Source organism: Micromonospora sp. NPDC005203, assembly GCF_042872705.1.
Lineage (GTDB): Bacteria > Actinomycetota > Actinomycetes > Mycobacteriales > Micromonosporaceae > Micromonospora.
The window spans coordinates 508,976-524,385 of record NZ_JBIAKV010000002.1 but is presented as its reverse complement, the minus strand read 5'-3'; the positions used below and the strand labels follow the sequence as shown (position 1 = coordinate 524,385).

The 15,410-nt window shown below is 68.0% G+C and carries 13 protein-coding genes and 3 tRNA genes; all 16 read right to left on the bottom strand.

All coding sequences use genetic code 11. The features are described from left to right. Positions 1 to 22: 22 nt before the first annotated feature. The gene (locus tag ACFYPM_RS07695; RefSeq protein WP_387192296.1) at positions 23 to 3,910 is read right to left on the bottom strand and encodes a DNA-directed RNA polymerase subunit beta'; all 3,888 of its coding nucleotides are present in this window, start codon (positions 3,908 to 3,910) and stop codon (positions 23 to 25) included. 80 nt (positions 3,911 to 3,990) lie between these two features. Beyond that, positions 3,991 to 7,422, bottom strand: coding sequence for a DNA-directed RNA polymerase subunit beta (locus tag ACFYPM_RS07690; RefSeq protein WP_357253583.1), 3,432 nt, complete (start codon positions 7,420 to 7,422; stop codon positions 3,991 to 3,993). Positions 7,423 to 7,991: 569 nt separating this feature from the next. Continuing rightward, positions 7,992 to 8,375: a 50S ribosomal protein L7/L12 gene (gene rplL / locus ACFYPM_RS07685; RefSeq protein ID WP_387192292.1), complete on the bottom strand. Its 384-nt coding sequence runs from the start codon at positions 8,373 to 8,375 to the stop codon at positions 7,992 to 7,994. Positions 8,376 to 8,430: 55 nt separating this feature from the next. Beyond that, positions 8,431 to 8,976, bottom strand: a complete 546-nt coding sequence (rplJ, locus tag ACFYPM_RS07680; protein ID WP_109818686.1) for a 50S ribosomal protein L10 — start codon at positions 8,974 to 8,976, stop codon at positions 8,431 to 8,433. Between the two features lie 340 nt (positions 8,977 to 9,316). Continuing rightward, a complete protein-coding gene (locus ACFYPM_RS07675; RefSeq protein ID WP_387192289.1) occupies positions 9,317 to 10,006 on the bottom strand; it encodes a hypothetical protein in 690 nt (229 codons plus the stop codon). Further along, positions 10,003 to 10,866 (bottom strand): ATP-binding cassette domain-containing protein, encoded by an 864-nt coding sequence (locus ACFYPM_RS07670; RefSeq protein WP_387192286.1) that lies wholly within the window; start codon positions 10,864 to 10,866, stop codon positions 10,003 to 10,005. The genes ACFYPM_RS07675 and ACFYPM_RS07670 overlap by 4 nt, the downstream gene beginning before the upstream one ends. An 80-nt stretch (positions 10,867 to 10,946) precedes the next feature. After that, on the bottom strand, positions 10,947 to 11,663 hold the full coding sequence (rplA, locus tag ACFYPM_RS07665; RefSeq protein WP_387192283.1) for a 50S ribosomal protein L1: 717 nt from the start codon (positions 11,661 to 11,663) through the stop codon (positions 10,947 to 10,949). A 78-nt stretch (positions 11,664 to 11,741) separates the two neighbouring features. After that, positions 11,742 to 12,173 (bottom strand): 50S ribosomal protein L11, encoded by a 432-nt coding sequence (gene rplK / locus ACFYPM_RS07660; protein WP_088950247.1) that lies wholly within the window; start codon positions 12,171 to 12,173, stop codon positions 11,742 to 11,744. A gap of 187 nt (positions 12,174 to 12,360) precedes the next feature. Then, positions 12,361 to 13,083: a transcription termination/antitermination protein NusG gene (nusG, locus tag ACFYPM_RS07655; protein ID WP_387192279.1), complete on the bottom strand. Its 723-nt coding sequence runs from the start codon at positions 13,081 to 13,083 to the stop codon at positions 12,361 to 12,363. A gap of 39 nt (positions 13,084 to 13,122) precedes the next feature. Next, on the bottom strand, positions 13,123 to 13,518 hold the full coding sequence (gene secE / locus ACFYPM_RS07650) for a preprotein translocase subunit SecE (RefSeq protein WP_387192276.1): 396 nt from the start codon (positions 13,516 to 13,518) through the stop codon (positions 13,123 to 13,125). Between the two features lie 213 nt (positions 13,519 to 13,731). Then, positions 13,732 to 13,804, bottom strand: a tRNA-Trp gene (locus tag ACFYPM_RS07645). 129 nt (positions 13,805 to 13,933) lie between these two features. Then, on the bottom strand, positions 13,934 to 14,326 hold the full coding sequence (locus ACFYPM_RS07640) for a MaoC family dehydratase (protein WP_387192273.1): 393 nt from the start codon (positions 14,324 to 14,326) through the stop codon (positions 13,934 to 13,936). 1 nt (position 14,327) lies between these two features. Continuing rightward, the gene (locus tag ACFYPM_RS07635; protein ID WP_387192271.1) at positions 14,328 to 14,774 is read right to left on the bottom strand and encodes a MaoC family dehydratase N-terminal domain-containing protein; all 447 of its coding nucleotides are present in this window, start codon (positions 14,772 to 14,774) and stop codon (positions 14,328 to 14,330) included. 124 nt (positions 14,775 to 14,898) lie between these two features. Then, positions 14,899 to 15,066, bottom strand: a complete 168-nt coding sequence (gene rpmG / locus ACFYPM_RS07630; RefSeq protein WP_007073056.1) for a 50S ribosomal protein L33 — start codon at positions 15,064 to 15,066, stop codon at positions 14,899 to 14,901. A 133-nt stretch (positions 15,067 to 15,199) separates the two neighbouring features. After that, positions 15,200 to 15,272: transfer RNA gene (locus tag ACFYPM_RS07625), tRNA-Met, on the bottom strand. 24 nt (positions 15,273 to 15,296) lie between these two features. Then, positions 15,297 to 15,369: transfer RNA gene (locus ACFYPM_RS07620), tRNA-Thr, on the bottom strand. Positions 15,370 to 15,410: the final 41 nt, after the last annotated feature.

Here is a 15,410-nt window from a genome sequence, read left to right as displayed (position 1 = left end):
GGCCTCGTCGGGTGACTGGTGCTTAGCGGTACGACCCGAAGTCGAAGTCGTCCAGCGGCACGGCCTGCCCGCTGGCCGGCCCGAAGCCGTAGTCGGTCTCCGGGTACCCGGTCATCGAGTAGACCTTGGCCTTGGCCTCCTCGGTCGGCTCGACCCGGACGTTGCGGTACTTGCTGATGCCCGTACCGGCCGGGATGAGCTTTCCGATGATCACGTTCTCCTTGAGGCCGACCAGCGAGTCGCTGCGCGAGTTGATCGCAGCGTCGGTCAGCACCCGGGTGGTCTCCTGGAAGGAGGCCGCCGAGAGCCAGGAGTCGGTGGCCAGCGATGCCTTGGTGATACCCATGAGCACCGGACGACCGGCGGCGGGCTCGCCGCCCTCCGAGACGAGCCGGCGGTTCTCCGACTCGAACAGCGCCCGATCAACGAGCACACCCGGCAGGAACTCGGTCGAGCCGGAGTCGATGACCGTCACCCGCTTGAGCATCTGGCGGATGATGATCTCGATGTGCTTGTCGTGGATGAGCACACCCTGCGAGCGGTAGACCTCCTGGACCTCACTGGTCAGGTGGACCTGGACCGCCCGCGGACCCATGATCCGCAGAAGCTCGTGCGGGTCGATGGTGCCCTCGGTCAGCTTCTCGCCGACCGCGACGTGACCGCCGTCGTGGGTACGGAGCTTGACCCGCTTCGAGATCTTGTCGTAGACGATCTCTTCGCTGCCGTCGTCCGGCACCACGATGATCTTCCGCGAGCGCTCGCCGTCCTCGATCCGGATCCGACCCGGGGTGTCGGCGATGGGCGCCTTACCCTTCGGGACCCGAGCCTCGAAGATCTCCTGCACACGCGGCAGACCCTGGGTGATGTCCTCACCAGCGACACCACCGGTGTGGAAGGTACGCATCGTCAGCTGCGTACCGGGCTCACCGATGGACTGGGCGGCGATGATGCCGACCGCCTCGCCGATGTCGACCGACTTGCCGGTCGGCAGCGACCGGCCGTAGCAGGCCGCGCAGACGCCGAGCTTCGACTCACAGGTGAGCACGCTGCGCACCCGGACCGTCTCCACGCCAGCGGCGACGATCTTGTCGACCCCGATGGAGTTGATGTCCTGACCGCGCTCGGCGACCACGGTGCCGTCCGGCCCCTTGATGTCGTCGGCCAGGGTCCGGGCGTGCACGCTGGTCTCGGCGTGGGTGTGGACGACGAGCTTGCCGTCGAGCTTCTCGCCGATCTGCATCGGGATCGCCCGGTCGGTGCCGCAGTCCTCCTCGCGGATGATGACGTCCTGCGAGACGTCCACCAGACGACGGGTCAGGTAACCCGAGTCGGCGGTCCGCAGCGCGGTGTCGGCGAGACCCTTACGGGCACCGTGCGTGGAGATGAAGTACTCCAGCACGGACAGACCCTCCCGGTAGCTGGCCTTGATCGGCCGCGGGATGATCTCGCCCTTCGGGTTGGCCACCAGACCGCGGATCGCGGCGATCTGCCGAAGCTGCAGCAGGTTACCGCGAGCACCCGAATTGATCATCTTCCACAGTGGGTTCTCCTGCGGCAGCGCGGTGTCCATCTCCTTGGCGACCTCGTTGGTCGCCTTGGTCCAGATCGTGATGAGCTCGCCGCGACGCTCCTCGGCGGTCATCAGACCACGCTGGTACTGCTTGTCGATCTGGTCGGCTTCCTTCTCGTACTTCGCCAGGATCTCCGCCTTGCGCGGCGGAGCGATGACGTCCTCCATGCCGATCGTCACGCCGGACCAGGTGGCCCAGTGGAAACCGGCCTCCTTGAGCCCGTCCAGGGTGGCGGCCAGCGCCACCTTGGGGAAGCGCTCGGCGAGGTCGTTGACGATCGCAGAGAGCTGACCCTTGCGGATCTCGTAGTTCACGAAGCGGTAGCCCTGCGGCAGCGTCTCGTTGAACAGCACCCGACCCAGGGTGGTCTCCACGGTCAGCGGGTCACCCTCGGCCCAGCCCTCCGGAGCGGTCCACGCCTCGGCGCCGGCGCCGTTGTCGACACCGACCACGCCACGCAGGCGGATCTTCACAGGCGCCTGCAGGTGCAGCTCGCCGTTGTCGAAGGCCATCCGCGTCTCGGCGTCCGAGCTGAACGCCCGGCCCTCGCCCTTCTCACCGGCTCTGAGGTGGGTGAGGTGGTACAGGCCGATGACCATGTCCTGGGTGGGCATCGTGACCGGCTTGCCGTCGGCCGGCTTGAGGATGTTGTTCGACGACAGCATCAGGATCCGCGCCTCGGCCTGAGCCTCGGCGGACAGCGGCACGTGCACCGCCATCTGGTCACCGTCGAAGTCGGCGTTGAACGCGGTGCAGACCAGCGGGTGGATCTGGATCGCCTTGCCCTCGACCAGCTGCGGCTCGAAGGCCTGGATGCCCAGGCGGTGCAGGGTCGGCGCGCGGTTCAGCAGCACCGGGTGCTCGCCGATGACCTCTTCCAGCACATCCCACACGACCGGGCGCTGACGCTCGACCATCCGCTTGGCGGACTTGATGTTCTGTGCGTGGTTGAGGTCGACCAGCCGCTTCATCACGAACGGCTTGAACAGCTCCAGTGCCATCTGCTTGGGCAGACCACACTGGTGCAGCTTGAGCTTCGGGCCGACCACGATGACCGAACGGCCGGAGTAGTCGACGCGCTTGCCCAGCAGGTTCTGGCGGAACCGGCCCTGCTTGCCCTTGAGCATGTCGGACAGCGACTTGAGCGGGCGGTTACCCGGACCGGTGACCGGCCGACCACGACGGCCGTTGTCGAACAGCGCGTCGACGGCCTCCTGGAGCATCCGCTTCTCGTTGTTGACGATGATCTCGGGCGCGCCGAGGTCGATCAGTCGCTTGAGGCGGTTGTTCCGGTTGATCACGCGGCGGTACAGGTCGTTCAGGTCCGAGGTCGCGAACCGGCCACCGTCGAGCTGCACCATCGGGCGCAGGTCCGGCGGGATGACCGGTACGCAGTCCAGCACCATGCCGAGCGGCGAGTTGCGGGTATTCAGGAACGCCGCGACGACCTTGAGTCGCTTGAGCGCCCGGATCTTCCGCTGACCCTTGCCGGACCGGATGGTCTCCCGCAGGCTCTCGGCCTCGGCGTCGAGGTCCATGTTCTGGACCAGCGCCTTGATCGCCTCCGCGCCCATGGAACCGGTGAAGTACTCACCGAACCGGTCGCGCAGCTCGCGGTAGAGCAGCTCGTCGGTGACCAGCTGCTTCGGCTCCAGCTTGCGGAAGGTGTCCAGCACCTCGTCCAGGCGGTCGATCTCGCGCTGGGCCCGGTCGCGGATCTGGCGCATCTCGCGCTCTCCGCCCTCCTTGACCTTGCGCCGGACGTCCGCCTTGGCACCCTCGGCCTCCAGCTCGGCCAGGTCGGCCTCGAGCTTGGCGGCCCGCTTCTCGATCTCCGAGTCGCGGCTGTTCTCGGACTGCCGCTTCTCGGCCAGGATCTCGTTCTCGATCGTCGAGAGGTCACGGTGACGCGACTCGGCGTCCACGCTCGTCACGACGTACGAGGCGAAGTAGATGATCTTTTCGAGGTCCTTGGGGGCGAGGTCCAGCAGGTAGCCCAGCCGGCTCGGCACGCCCTTGAAGTACCAGATGTGGGTCACCGGAGCGGCGAGCTCGATGTGCCCCATCCGCTCACGACGGACCTTGGAGCGAGTCACCTCGACGCCGCAGCGCTCACAGATGATGCCCTTGAACCGGACGCGCTTGTACTTACCGCAGTAGCACTCCCAGTCCCGCTGCGGACCGAAGATCTTCTCGCAGAAGAGCCCGTCCTTTTCCGGCTTCAGGGTGCGGTAGTTGATCGTCTCAGGCTTCTTGACCTCGCCATGCGACCACTGACGGATGTCGTCGGCGGTGGCGAGACCAATGCGCAGCTCGTCGAAGAAGTTGACGTCGAGCACTATGTCCCCTATGTCGTCGTCTGTACTGCTAATTCTCGGGTGGGGTCGGGAGCCGGCGAGCCGGCCCCCGACCACTCACCTCAGACCTCTTCGACCGAGCTCGGCTCGCGCCGGGACAGGTCGATGCCCAGCTCCTCAGCGGCCCGGAACACCTCGTCGTCGGTCTCGCGCATTTCCAGGGCCACACCGTCGCTGGACAGCACCTCAACGTTGAGGCACAGCGACTGCAGCTCCTTGAGCAGCACCTTGAACGACTCCGGGATGCCCGGCTCCGGGATGTTCTCGCCCTTGACGATGGCCTCGTAGACCTTCACCCGGCCGAGCACGTCGTCGGACTTGATCGTGAGCAGCTCCTGCAGGGCGTACGCGGCGCCGTACGCCTGCATCGCCCAGCACTCCATCTCACCGAAACGCTGACCACCGAACTGCGCCTTACCACCCAGCGGCTGCTGCGTGATCATCGAGTACGGACCGGTCGAACGAGCGTGGATCTTGTCGTCGACCAGGTGGTTGAGCTTCAGGATGTAGACGTAGCCGACCGCGATCGGGTCCGGCAGCGGCTCGCCGGAACGACCGTCGAACAGCTGCGCCTTGCCGGTACGGCCGATCAGCTGCTTGCCGTCCCGGTTGGGCAGGGTCGACTCGAGCAGACCGGAGATCTCCTCCTCGCGGGCACCGTCGAAGACCGGGGTGGCCACATTGGTGTCCCCCTCGGACTCGTGCGCGTCGATCGAGCGGAGCTGACGCTTCCAGTCGGTGTCGTCGCCCTCGACCTTCCAACCGGTCTTGGCGACCCAACCGAGGTGGGTCTCCAGCACCTGGCCGATGTTCATCCGGCTCGGCACACCGAGCGGGTTGAGCACGATGTCGACCGGGGTGCCGTCCTCCAGGAACGGCATGTCCTCGATCGGCAGGATCTTCGAGATGACACCCTTGTTGCCGTGCCGGCCGGCGAGCTTGTCGCCGTCCTGGATCTTGCGCTTCTGGGCGACGTAGACCCGGACCAGCTCGTTGACACCCGGCGGCAGCTCGTCGCCGTCCTCGCGGGAGAACGTGCGCACACCGATGACCGTGCCGGTCTCGCCGTGCGGCACCTTCAGCGAGGTGTCCCGAACCTCACGCGCCTTCTCACCGAAGATCGCGCGGAGCAGGCGCTCCTCCGGGGTCAGCTCGGTCTCACCCTTGGGCGTGACCTTGCCGACCAGGATGTCGCCGGGAACGACCTCGGCACCGATCCGGATGATGCCGCGCTCGTCGAGGTCGGCGAGCATTTCCTCGCTGACGTTCGGGATGTCGCGGGTGATCTCCTCCGGGCCGAGCTTGGTGTCCCGAGCGTCGACCTCGTGCTCCTCGATGTGGATCGAGGTGAGCACGTCCTGCTGCACGAGGCGCTGCGACAGGATGATCGCGTCCTCGTAGTTGTGACCCTCCCAGCACATGAACGCCACCAGCAGGTTGCGTCCGAGTGCCATCTCGCCCTCGTCGGTGCACGGACCGTCGGCGATGACCTGACCGGCCTCGACGCGGTCGCCCTCGAAGACCACCGGCTTCTGGTTGACGCAGGAGCCGGCGTTGGAGCGCCGGAACTTGTGCAGCAGGTACGTCCGGCGGTGGCCGTCATCCTGGTGGATGGTGACGTAGTCGGCGCAGAGATCCTCGATCACACCGCCGACCTCGGCGACAACCACGTCGCCAGCGTCGACCGCGGCCCGGTACTCCATGCCCGTACCCACGAGCGGCGCCTCGGCCTTGACCAGCGGCACCGCCTGGCGCTGCATGTTCGCGCCCATCAGTGCCCGGTTGGCGTCGTCGTGCTCGAGGAACGGGATCATGGCGGTCGCGACCGAGGTCATCTGCCGGGGCGAGACGTCCATGTAGTCGACGGCACCGGGGATGACGTCCTCGGTCTCGCCGCCCTTACGACGGCAGAGCACCCGGTCCTCGGCGAACGTGCCGTCAGCCTTCAGGCGCGCGTTGGCCTGGGCCTTGACGAACCGGTCCTCCTCGTCCGCGGTCAGGTAGTCGATCTGGTCGGTGACCCGACCCTCGACAACCTTCCGGTACGGCGTCTCGATGAAGCCGAACGGGTTGACCCGGGCGAAGGTGGACAGCGCGCCGATCAGGCCGATGTTCGGGCCTTCCGGCGTCTCGATCGGGCACATCCGGCCGTAGTGGGACGGGTGCACGTCGCGGACCTCGAAGCCGGCCCGCTCCCGGGACAGACCACCCGGGCCGAGCGCGCTCAGCCGGCGCCGGTGGGTGAGACCCGCCAGCGGGTTGGTCTGGTCCATGAACTGGGACAGCTGAGACGTCCCGAAGAACTCCTTGATCGCCGCCACCACCGGGCGGATGTTGATCAGGGTCTGCGGGGTGATCGCCTCGACGTCCTGCGTGGTCATCCGCTCGCGGACGACCCGCTCCATCCGGGACAGGCCGACCCGGACCTGGTTCTGGATCAGCTCACCCACGGTACGCAGGCGCCGGTTGCCGAAGTGGTCGATGTCGTCGGCCTCGTAGCCGTCCTCACCGGCGTGCAGCCGGCAGAGGTATTCCACGGTGGCGACGATGTCGTCCTCGGTCAGCGTGCCGGTGGTGATCGGCACGGCGACTTCGAGCTTCTTGTTGAACTTGTAGCGCCCGACCTTGGCGACGTCGTACCTCTTCGGGTTGAAGAAGAGGTTGTCGAGCAGGGTCTGGGCGTTCTCGCGCGTCGGCGGCTCGCCAGGGCGCAGCTTGCGGTAGATGTCGAGCAGGGCCTCGTCCTGGCCGGCGATGTGGTCCTTCTCGAGCGTGGTCATCAGCAGCTCGGACCAGCCGAACTTCTCACGGATCCGCTCGGCCGACCAGCCGATGGCCTTGAGCAGGACCGTGACGGCCTGCCGACGCTTGCGGTCGATGCGTACGCCGACCGTGTCGCGCTTGTCGATGTCAAACTCCAGCCAGGCACCCCGACTGGGGATGACCTTGACGCTGGAGAGGTCGCGGTCGGAGGTCTTGTCCGGCTGCTTGTCGAAGTACACGCCCGGGGACCGGACGAGCTGGCTGACCACGACGCGCTCGGTGCCGTTGATGACGAAGGTGCCCTTGGGCGTCATCATCGGGAAGTCACCCATGAACACCGTCTGGCTCTTGATCTCGCCAGTGGTGTTGTTGGTGAACTCCGCGGTCACGAAGAGCGGAGCGCAGTAGGTCAGGTCCTTCTCCTTGCACTCCTCGATCGAGGCCTTGACCTCGTCGAAGCGCGGCGCCGAGAAGGAGAGCGACATGGTGCCGGAGAAGTCCTCAATGGGACTGATCTCTTCAAGGATCTCCGCGAGACCCGAGCGTGCGTGCGGGTCGTCCGCCGACCGGCCCTGCCAAGCCTCGTTGCCCACGAGCCAGTCGAAGGACTCGTTTTGGATGGCAAGGAGGTTGGGGACCTCGAGGTGTTCGGTGATCCTGCCGAATGAAACTCGGCGGGGAGCGAATGCGCTCGACGTACGACTGGTCTTCGCAGGGCGGGAAGCTGCCAAGATGCGTCCTTCCGAGGACCGGTGCTGCAGAACGGCTGGTACGCGTGCACTCCAATGACCCCACCAGAAATATCCGTAAACGGACATTTCCGAGCAGGGGTCAAGTCGGAAGGCAGCGCAAACTAGCAGTGTAGCCGAGAGGCTAACCGCTGTCCAGCCCACCCCGCAGGTCGTTTGCGGAACGTGCCTCGGCCCCCGTGAACCGGGTCTGCCGGGCCGCTCGGAACGCAACGTCCCCACTGGGCCGCTCAGGTCGACGCGGCCGATGGTGCCGCCGCTGTCATACCCACGTCGTGGCCGTCGCAAGCGCGGTGTCTTGCTGGTGCCAGCGTGCCTGGCAGCCCCGGGCCGCGTCAAGGGCCGGTATCCGGGTCGGCTCTTCTTTCCCACCGCAGGGCGACCCGCCAGGCGCGTCCGGATCGACAGGTACGGCCATCGGTGCCCAGCTCAGGGGCAGGTCGGCTCCGGAACCACAAACACGGCGGGCGGCGATCCGTGTCGGATCACCGCCCGCCGCGACGCGATCGTGTCCCGGCTCACGAGCCAGGTACGCGCAGGTGGAGCTCAGGTCACTTGAGGGTGACCTTGGCGCCCTCACCCTCGAGCTTGGCCTTCGCCTTCTCGGCGGTCTCCTTGTTGACCTTCTCCAGGATGGCCTTCGGAGCGGACTCGACCGCGTCCTTGGCCTCCTTGAGACCCAGGCCGGTCAGCTCACGCACGACCTTGATGACCTGGATCTTCTTGCCACCGTCAGCCTCGAGGATGACGTCGAACTCGTCCTGCTCCTCGGCGGCCTCGGCGGCGGGCTGGGCAGCGCCCGGGCCAGCCACCGCGACCGGAGCCGCGGCGGTGACCTCGAAGGTCGTCTCGAACTGCTTCACGAACTCAGAGAGCTCGATCAGCGTCATCTCCTTGAACGCGTCGAGCAGCTCGTCGGTGCTGAGCTTCGCCATATCTGGCGTCCTTTCCTGATTCTGTTAAGTAAAGAACTGGTGCGCCGTGGGGGCCTCAGGCCGCCTCGGCGCTCTCCTTCTCGCGCTTGTCCTGCAGTGCGGCCGCCAGACGGGCGGTCTTCGACAGCGGGGCCTGGAACAGGGCCGCGGCCTTGCTCAGGTTGCCCTTCATCGCGCCGGCCAGCTTGGCCAGCAGCACCTCGCGGGACTCCAGGTCGGCGAGCTTCGTGACCTCGGCCGCGGAAATGGCCTTGCCCTCGAAGACACCGCCCTTGATGACGAGCTTCGGGTTGGCCTTCGCGAAGTCGCGAAGCCCCTTCGCCGCCTCGACGACGTCGCCCGAAACGAAAGTCAGCGCGGTAGGACCGGTGAACAGCTCGTCGAGGCCGGTGATGCCCGCGTCCGTCGCTGCGCGCTTCGCCAGCGTGTTCTTCGCGACCGTGTAGCTGGTCTCGGCGCCGAGCGTGCGCCGAAGCTGGGTGAGCTGGGAAACCGTCAGACCGCGGTACTCGGTCAGCACGGTGGCGCCTGCGCTGCGGAAGCTCTCGGTCAGCTCTGCGACGGCCGTGGCCTTGTCGGCCCGGATTGGCTTGTCCGCCATGTCCCTCCTCTCTCGTTACTCGAGGCTGGTCCCCGTCACGGCCGAAACCGGAACGGGGGCGGAGGCAGCACGACAACGAAAAGCCCCGGCGCAGGGCGCACGGGGCGAGGGCCGGTGGATCAACACAGTCGGCGGACCATGTCTCACTGCCGAGTTACGCTTGCCGCCCTACGCGGGTCGCCCGTCGTCGCGGGACCTTCGACCGTGCCGAAGCACGGTGACCAGCGGTCTTTGGGTGGTTCCTCATCCATGAGAGCACGGATGACGGTTGAAGACTACGCGCCCAGGCCACCAGCACCAAATCGCACCTGGTGAGCCACGTCACCGACGCGGGCGCCGCTCAGCCGTGGGCCCGCCGCCGCCACAGGTAGCCGCCGAGGACTGCGGCGCTCCAGGCCAGCGCCCACCCGGTCAACCCCAGCAGGGTGAGCGCTGTGGCGTGGCTCGCGGTGGCGCGGGCGGCGGCCATGATCGGCGGCGCCAGCCAGGGCACCACCGAATCGCTCAGGCCGAGCACCACCGCGCCGACACCGCCGAGGGTCAGCACCGCGACGCCGTACGCGGCACCGCCCACCGACGCGCGGCTGGCCAGCGCACCGAGGGCGACAGCGGCGGGTACGGCGAGCAGGTGCGCCCACAGCCCCAGCGCGATCCCGACCGGGATCGACCGGTCCCCCGGCTCCACCGGGCCGGTGACCCCGCCGACCAGCCACGGAAAGAGCAGCGCGACGGCCACCGTTGGCAGCGCCGCCACCCCCGCGGCGAGGAGCCCGGCAAGCCGCTCGCGGGCCACCCCGACGGTCACCTGGGCCAGCCGGCGCTGCACGTCCGGCTCGACGTCCAGCAGGATCTTGGTCTGCCAGGCGAGCACCGGGAAGAGCACCACGGCCGAGACGCCGTACGCCTCCGCTGGCTGGGCTCGGCCGCCGCCGTAGAGCGTGCCGAGCACGATGAGGCCGGCGAGCAGCGGCGCCAACGCCCGACCGGTCCGCAGGAGGCCGGCCAGCCGCATCCGTACCAGGGCGCTCACCGGGCCTCCTCCGCTGCCTGCTCGACCGTGTGCACGCCCTCGGCGGCCGTGGGCTGTTCGGCTGCCGGCGCACCGTCCGGGCGGGTCGGGGCGGTCGATGCGGGACGAGCCTTCGGTGCGGGGGTGGAGGCGTCGGCGCGTACCCGAAGAATGTGGTGACCCTCGGCCCGCAACCGGGCGACGGTGCCGGCGACCCGCGCGGTCGGCACCGCGACCTCGACCACCGAGAAGGTCTCGTCCGCCGACGACGTCTCCTCGGTCAGTGTCCCGTCGGCCACCGACCAGCGACGCGCTGTCGGCAGCCGGACCGTCTCGCCGCGGTGGTCGCTGACCAGCACGGCACCATCGGCGGCGAGCACCTCGGCGATCAGCTCGGGAACCAGCTCGCGGGTGGTGGCGTCCAGCCCCTCCCACGGCTCGTCGAGCACCAGCAGGCCCGGTGGACGCAGCATCGCCTGGGCGAGGCCCACCTTCTGCGCGGTGCCCTTGGACAGCTCCGGCAGGCGGACCGAACGGAAGGCGGACAACCCGAGCCGGTCGGTCCAGGAGGCCACCGCCTCGTCGGCCGCCGCCGCGCCCAGGCCCGCCGCGCGGGCCATCCCGGTCAGGTAGCCGGTCACGGTGAACGGCTGGTCGGCGGGGAAACGCTCCGGCACCCACCCCACCCGTGCCGGACGGTCGGTGACCCGCCCCCGGTCGGGCCGGAGCACCCCCGCGGCCACCTGGAGCAGTGTCGACTTGCCGGCCCCGTTGCGACCCAGAACGACAGCCACCTCGCCCGGACCGATCCGGACGTCCACGCCGTGCAGCACCCACGGCCCACGCCGGTGGTACCGCAACCAGACATTCTCCAGCCGCATAGGGATAGAGGGTGCCACACCACAGACGCGACGGGGCGCCGCCACGATCGTGGCGGCGCCCCGGTGGAGCAGATCGTCGCTCAGCTCTCGGCGGCGTCTCCGGTGAGGTTCTTGACCAGGTTGGGGTCGACCGGGACACCCGGACCCATCGTGGAGGTCACGATGACCTTGCGGAGGTACTTGCCCTTGGCCGCGGACGGCTTGGCACGCAGCACCTCGTCGAGCACCGCAGCGTAGTTCTCCACCAGCTGGCTCTCCGTGAAGGAGGCCTTACCGATGATCAGGTGCAGGTTGGAGTGCTTGTCGACCCGGAAGGTGATCTTGCCGCCCTTGATGTCCGAGACCGCCTTGGTGACGTCCATGGTCACCGTGCCGGTCTTCGGGTTCGGCATGAGACCGCGCGGGCCCAGGATCCGCGCGATCCGGCCGATCTTGGCCATCTGGTCCGGCGTGGCGATAGCCGCGTCGAAGTCGAGCCAACCACCCTGGATCCGGGCGACCAACTCGTCGGTGCCCACCTCGTCCGCACCCGCGGCAGCGGCCTCTTCGGCCTTCGCGCCGCTCGCGAACACGATCACGCGGGCGGTCTTACCGGTGCCGTGCGGCAGGTTGACCACACCGCGGACCATCTGGTCCGCCTTGCGGGGGTCGACGCCGAGGCGCATGGCGACCTCGACCGTGGCGTCGAACTTGACGTTCGTGGTCTCCTTGGCCAGCTTCACGGCCTCGGCGGGGGTGTAGAGCTTCGACCGGTCGATGACATCGGCGGCCTTGCGGTAGCTCTTGCTGCGCTGCATTGCTGATTACTCCTGTGGTCTCTGGCGGGCCGCTCGGCGCGGGCCCTCCCACGGTCGGATCGACGGCCTGGGCCGACGTCAGTCGTTGACGGTGATGCCCATCGACCGGGCGGTGCCGGCGATGATCTTCTCGGCCTGGGCCAGGTCGTTGGCGTTGAGGTCGGCCATCTTCTTCTCGGCGATCTCACGCAGCTGGGCGCGGCTGACCGAGCCGACCTTCTCGGACTGCGGAACACCCGAACCCTTCTGCACACCGGCAGCCTTGATCAGCAGCCGGGCAGCGGGCGGGGTCTTCAGCACGAACGTGAAGGAGCGGTCCTCGTACACGCTGATCTCGGCGGGAACGATGTCGCCCCGCTGGGACTCGGTCTGCGAGTTGTAGGACTTGCAGAACTCCATGATGTTCACGCCGTGCTGGCCCAGCGCGGGGCCGACCGGCGGCGCCGGCGTGGCCTGGCCCGCCGGCAACTGAAGCGTGAACGTCTTGACGAGCTTCTTCTTCGGAGGCATGTCACTTCCTGGGGCTTGGAGCTGGGAAAATGCGGCTGTCGCCGCCCTCGGAGCGCGCACGGTCAGCGCGGTGCGACAGCGGCGACATTCAAGAGTAGCGCAGGCCGCAGCCCACTCGTCCGCCGAGGTCGAGCGGGAGGGCGTACGCCGACGTCGGCGGCGGGCCGGACCCGCCGCCGACGACCAATCAGATCTTGGCGACCTGGTTGAAGTTGAGCTCCACCGGCGTCTCGCGACCGAAGATCGACACCAGCACCTTGAGCTTCTGCTGGTCGGCGTTGATCTCGCTGATCGTGGCCGGCAGCGACGCGAACGCGCCGTCGGTGACGGTGACGGAGTCGCCCACCTCGAAGTCGAGGACCCTGATCTCGGGCTTCGACTTCTTCTGCTCGGTCTCGACGGCCGGCGCCAGCCACTTCAGCACCTCGTCGAGCGAGAGCGGAGCCGGCCGGTCGGCCCTGTCGGTCGCGCCGACGAAGCCGGTCACGCCCGGCGTGTTCCGGACACACGAGTACGACTCGGCGGTCAACTCCATCCGGACCAGGATGTAGCCCGGGAAGACCTTGGCCTGGATCTGCGAACGCTTGCCGTTCTTGACCTCGACCTCTTCCCGGGTCGGCACCTCGACCTGGTAGATGAAGTCCTCCATGTCGAGGCTCGTGATCCGGGTCTCGAGGTTGGTCTTGACCTTGTTCTCGTACCCGGCGTACGAGTGCACGACGTACCAGTCACCCGGCGCGTAGCGCAGCTTCTGCCTCAACTCGGCGACGGGGTCGAAATCCTCGTCCGGCGCGGGCTCGGTCGTGGGAAACTCCGGCTCGCTGGCGGCCTCAATCGACTCGTCACCAGCCGCCGTCGCGACCGTGGACTGCTCGTCCACGGGTCCGGCGGTCTCGTCGTACTCAGGCACGCTCGCTCACTTCCATCACTATCGGCTGGAGGCAGCCGGTCAGTCCGAGTTGCCAAAGACAAACAACACGACCTTGGCGAAGCCGAAGTCCAGCACACCCACGATCGTCAGCATCACCGCGACGAACGCCACCACCACGGCGGTGTAGGTCAGCAACTCCTTGCGGGTCGGCCAGATGACCTTACGCAGTTCGGCTACCACCTCGCGGAAGAACCGGGCGATGCGGCCGAACACGCCCACCCGACCCGTTTCCGACCGCGTGGTCGGCCGGCTGTCCGCCGACTCCGCCCGGGCACGGGACCGCGTGGCGGTGCCTCCCCGGGAAACCGGCTCGTCCGCGCTGGAGGCGTCGTCGTCGTCGGCAACCTCGTCGACGACATCGTCGTCCAGACGATCGTCGCCGGCGTCCTCGCCGCGCCGCTTGTTGTCGGCCACTTCGCCCTCCGTCGCGGAATCTGGGGTCGCACGCCGAGTGGCGTACGCGGCGCTGGTCACGCCGGCCGGACCCAACCGTCCCGCGACGGGCCGCGGCCGGTGGATCATCCGGAGGGCCCGATTGCCTCGGAACCACCCCGCCGATTCCACCACCACGGGCCGGACGCCGCCAAACTGGCGGCGCGACCCACGGGAACGGTCAGGCCTGAGGCGCAGGGGTGACAGGACTTGAACCTGCAGCCTGCGGTTTTGGAGACCGCTGCTCTGCCAATTGAGCTACACCCCTATGTGGCAACACTCGCCCCACGCGGCCACAGACGACCGAGCAGGGGTCACTTGCCCCACGGCGGACCAGTGTACGGGTACCCGCCCGACTTTCCCAACCGGTCTCTCCGCCACGCGTGGCGGGCTCGGTTCAGCGCGCCGTCCGGATGGTTGCCCGCGCCTGTGCCAGCACCTTCTCGCCCAGGCAGGTGGCGGTCACCTCGAGCCGGGTGAGACCGTCCTCGGTCACCTCACGGACCCGCGCGGTGACCTCGATCTCGGTCCCCTGGTCGTCGTCGGGGACCACCACCGGCCGGGTGAAACGCACGCCGTACTCGACCACCGCGCCCGGCGAGCCGGCCCACTCGGTGACCGCCCGACCGACCAGCGCCATGGTGAACATGCCGTGGGCGATCACCCCGGGCAGACCCACCTTGGTGGCCACCCGGTCGCTCCAGTGGATCGGGTTGAAGTCGCCCGAGGCGCCGGCGTAGCGGACCAGGTCCGCACGGGTCACCTGAAACGTCTGTGCTGGCAACTCCATCTCACTCCTCCCCGCGAATGACATACCTGGCCCAGACCGCGACCACGGGGTCCCCGCCGACGGTGCTCACGTCGGTGCGCGTGGTCAGGAAGCCGTGCCCACCCCTGGTGCTGACGTTCTCGATGGTGTTGACGCAGACCAGCTCGTCGCCGGCGACCACCGGCCGGGTGTACGCGAACCGCTGGTCGCCGTGCACCAGGCGGCTGTAGTCGACACCCAGGGCCGGGTCCTCGATGATCTGGCTGCTCGCGGCCATCGTCACGATCACCGGAAAGGTCGGCGGGGCCACCACGTCGGGGTGGCCCAGCGCCCGCGCGGCCGCCGGGTCGTGGTGGGCCGGGTCGGTGGCGCCGATGGCGCTGGCGAATTCGCGGATCTTTTCTCGGCCCACCTGGTAGGGGGCGGTCGGCGGATAGGTCCGGCCGACGAAGGAAGGGTCCAGGGACATGCCGCGAACCTACACGGAAAGCCCAATCGCCGACCTGATCGGTAGGCGGCGGCGGAGCCGCGTCAAACCGGTCAGATCGGCGATTGGAAAGCTTCGACAGCGGCCGGCTGAGGCCGGCCAACAGTCAGCGGGTCTCGCGGTGCACCGTGTGCCGACCGTCGCGCGGGCAGAACTTCTTCAGCTCGATGCGGTCGGGGTCGTTGCGCCGGTTCTTGCGCGTGATGTAGTTGCGCTCCTTGCACTCCACACACGCCAAAGTGATCTTCGGCCGGACATCGGTAGCCTTCGCCACGGCGGAGTGCCTTCCTCGCTAACGGAAACAACTACGACGCGCCAGCCTAGACGCTGACAGCGCGGACATGCAAAGTGGGCGCCGGAAGCGCCCATTTCTTACGACCACCGGCAACCAGCCCGGAAGACGAGAGTAGCGGTGGCCGGACTTGAACCGGCGACACAGCGATTATGAGCCGCTTGCTCTACCATCTGAGCTACACCGCTGCGATGGGTCCAGCTGAACCCTCGAGCCCCCTTACGGAATCGAACCGTAGACCTTCTCCTTACCATGGAGACGCTCTGCCGACTGAGCTAAGGGGGCCTGCGCGAACTCCCCGTGGGGCGCGCAGAGGTAAGAGTACA

What these genes read in the sequence shown, in the direction of transcription:
- rplL (WP_387192292.1), bottom strand. Translation starts at nt 8,375, where the DNA reads ATGGCGAAGCTCAGCACCGACGAGCTGCTCGACGCGTTCAAGGAGATG.
- rplJ (WP_109818686.1), bottom strand. Translation starts at nt 8,976, where the DNA reads ATGGCGGACAAGCCAATCCGGGCCGACAAGGCCACGGCCGTCGCAGAG.
- ACFYPM_RS07670 (WP_387192286.1), bottom strand. Translation starts at nt 10,866, where the DNA reads ATGCGGCTGGAGAATGTCTGGTTGCGGTACCACCGGCGTGGGCCGTGG.
- rplA (WP_387192283.1), bottom strand. Translation starts at nt 11,663, where the DNA reads ATGCAGCGCAGCAAGAGCTACCGCAAGGCCGCCGATGTCATCGACCGG.
- rplK (WP_088950247.1), bottom strand. Translation starts at nt 12,173, where the DNA reads ATGCCTCCGAAGAAGAAGCTCGTCAAGACGTTCACGCTTCAGTTGCCG.
- ACFYPM_RS07640 (WP_387192273.1), bottom strand. Translation starts at nt 14,326, where the DNA reads ATGGAGTTGCCAGCACAGACGTTTCAGGTGACCCGTGCGGACCTGGTC.
- ACFYPM_RS07635 (WP_387192271.1), bottom strand. Translation starts at nt 14,774, where the DNA reads ATGTCCCTGGACCCTTCCTTCGTCGGCCGGACCTATCCGCCGACCGCC.